General features: G+C 72.6%; 3 protein-coding genes. All 3 read right to left on the bottom strand.

What is annotated here, in order from left to right; translation table 11 throughout:
• A partial coding sequence (locus VKG64_08770) for a DUF2203 family protein (GenBank protein ID HKB25132.1) occupies positions 1-326 on the bottom strand: 326 nt, incomplete at its 3' end.
• Positions 319-1,056: a lactate utilization protein gene (locus VKG64_08765; protein ID HKB25131.1), complete on the bottom strand. Its 738-nt coding sequence runs from the start codon at positions 1,054-1,056 to the stop codon at positions 319-321. The genes VKG64_08765 and VKG64_08770, both read right to left, overlap by 8 nt.
• Positions 1,053-2,474: a LutB/LldF family L-lactate oxidation iron-sulfur protein gene (locus VKG64_08760; GenBank protein HKB25130.1), complete on the bottom strand. Its 1,422-nt coding sequence runs from the start codon at positions 2,472-2,474 to the stop codon at positions 1,053-1,055. Before VKG64_08760 ends, VKG64_08765 begins: the two co-directional genes overlap by 4 nt.
• Between the last annotated feature and the right edge of the window lie 135 nt (positions 2,475-2,609).

Genomic DNA, 2,609 nt, shown 5'->3' with positions numbered 1-2,609 from the left:
CAGAGGTTCACCTCGTGCCCGTCGCGCAGGTGGGGAAAGTCCACGAGGCCGAGTGCCAGGTCCTTCGGCGCGCCGCCGAGCCCCACGACCCTGTCGAGCCCCTCGCGCACCCGCCGCGTGAGCTGCTCCGCGAGCTTGGTGTCCGCGACCCAGGCGCCGCGGTCGAGCACGCCGCCGCCCGCGAGCGCGATCCGCTGGCGCTCGGTCTCCCGGCGCTCGCGCGCGCTGCCCGCCTCCCTGGCCGCGTTCATCACGTCGTTCATGATGCGCGTGAGCACGGGGATCAGCTTCTCGACTTCTGCGGGCGAGAAGTAGCGGTCAGCCATGGAGCGGCGCCTCGACGAAGATTGCGTGGACTTCCTTTGGCCCGTGCACGCCGCGCGTGAGCGTCAGCTCGATGTCGGCCGTCCGGCTCGGGCCCGTGATGAAGTTGACGGCCCCGCCCGTGCCCGGCGGCTCCTCCCGGTGCCAGAGCTCGAGGACGACGCCGGCCTGGCCGAGCGACTCGACGAGCGCCGCCCGGTCGAACACCGCGATGTGGCAGGGCGGGAGCAGCGACGTGGAGCGCGGGCGGCCCGCGCCGGAGCGCAGGACGAGGGTGCCCGTCTCGGCGATCGCGAGGTCCGCCCCGGTGAGCCCGAGCTCGGCGTCGGCGACGACCCGGCGAAGCCGTGCCCGCTCCTCCGCGGAGACTTCGCCCGGCGGCATCGCGACGGGATCGAGGCCGCGCGCCTCGAGCGCCGGCAGGAGGTCGCCACCGAGCTCGCGCGCGTCCCAGGCGACGAGGCGCCGCACCTCGCGCTCGCGCGCGATCCCCGCGACGACCTGGGGCACGTCGGCGAAGGCGGCGACCCGGTAGAACACGCCGCCCACACGCTCGAACTCGCGACGGAAGCGCTCGAGCGCGGCCGGCCAGCGCTCCGCGAGCTCGCGCCGGATCGTGCCGGCGACCGCGCGCGGGTCGGCGGGGCGCGGCGCCGTGCGCGCGGGGAAGAGGCCGCGCGTCTTCGCCATCTCGGCGCTGATCCGCGAGAAGAACTCGGCGCGCGTCGTCATTGGCTCCGTTCCTCTTTCACCAATTCTCTCCAGCGCTCCTGAAAGGTGCGCGCGGCGACCGCGGGGAGATCGCGCGTGCGCGTCCACTCGTCGAAGAGCGGCACGCGGCGGATCGCGCCGTCCCGGACGAACGGGCGCTGGAGGAGCCGGGCGACGGGCTTCGCCCACCGGTAGAGGCGTGGGCTCGCGAGGAGCCGCGCGAGCAGCCCGTACGCGACCCGCTCGGTCCAGGGCGCGAGGCGCTTCGCGGCCACCTCGTGGCGGAGCTCGACGAGCATCTTCGGGATGTCGATCCTCACCGGGCACGCGTCGACGCAGGCGCCGCAGAGCGAGGACGCGTGCGCGAGGTCCTTCACCGAGGCGGGGCCTTCCAGCATCGCCGTCAAGAGGATCCCGATGGGCCCGGGGTAGGTGTAGCCGTAGGCGTGGCCGCCGATCTGACGGTAGACGGGGCAGACGTTGAGGCACGCGCCGCAGCGCAGGCAGTAGAGCGCCTCGCGGAGGGTCCCCGCGAGCTGGCGGATCCGCCCGTTGTCGAGGAGCACCAGGTGGAATTCCTCGGGCCCCTCGAGCTCCCCTGCCCGCCGCGGGCCGCGCACGAGCGTCGTGTAGACGGACATCTTCTGACCGGTCGCGCTCTTGGCGAGGATCTGGAGGAAGACCATGAGGTCGGTCATCGAGGGCACGACCTTCTCGACCCCCATGACCGCGACGTGGACGCGCGGCAGCGAGGTCACCATCCGGCCGTTGCCCTCGTTGGTCACGAGCACGACGGTCCCGGTGTCGGCGATTGCGAAGTTGGCGCCCGTGATCCCGAGGTCCGCGCGCAGGAACTTCTCCCTGAGCTCGCCCCGCGCGATCTGCGTCAGCACCTCGGGGTCGGCCGCCACCCGGCGCCCGAGCTCCTTCGCGAAGAGGTCGGCGACCTGGCCCTTCGTCTTGTGGATCGCCGGCGCGATGATGTGCGACGGACGCTCGTGGGCGAGCTGGATGATGTACTCGCCCAGGTCCGTCTCGACCGCGGTCACGCCCGCCGCCTCGAGCGCCTCGTTCAGGTGGATCTCCTCGGTCGCCATGGATTTCGACTTCACGGCCATCCGCGCTCCCGTGCGGGTCGCGATGTCCAGGACGACTCGGCGCGCCTCCTCGGCCGTCGTCGCGTAGTGGACGCGCCCGCCGAGCCGCTCGACGTTGTCGACGAGCTCGCCGAGATAGCGGTCGAGCCGCTGGAGCGTCGCCTCCTTGATCTCCCGCGCGAGGTCGCGCAGGCGGTCGCCCTCCGGGAACTCGCCGAACGCCTCGCGCTGGAGCCCGATGAACTTCGTCGTCGCGATCGTCAGCGCCTCCTGGAGGTGCGCGTCCCGGAGGGCCTCGCCCGCGCGCCGGCGAAACGGAACGGAGAGGTCGGTCTCGCTCACTGGCCTACCCTCCCCCGAGACGGAAAGTCTGCGGCTCTCGTCAGGTGGAGAGAGGAAAGTGGGGCGAGATGATCGGCGTTCGGGGAGAGCCACGCTTGCTCGCCGCGAGACGGCCAGCATGAGACCCGCTCCCCC

The sequence above is a fragment of the Candidatus Methylomirabilota bacterium genome (assembly GCA_035260325.1).
In the GTDB taxonomy this organism is placed as follows: Bacteria; Methylomirabilota; Methylomirabilia; order Rokubacteriales; family CSP1-6; genus AR19.
This window is presented reverse-complemented; position numbering and strand designations above follow the sequence as displayed.

Excerpts from the sequence above, each read along its gene's own strand:
- VKG64_08765 (HKB25131.1), bottom strand. The coding sequence starts at position 1,056 with ATGACGACGCGCGCCGAGTTCTTCTCGCGGATCAGCGCCGAGATGGCG.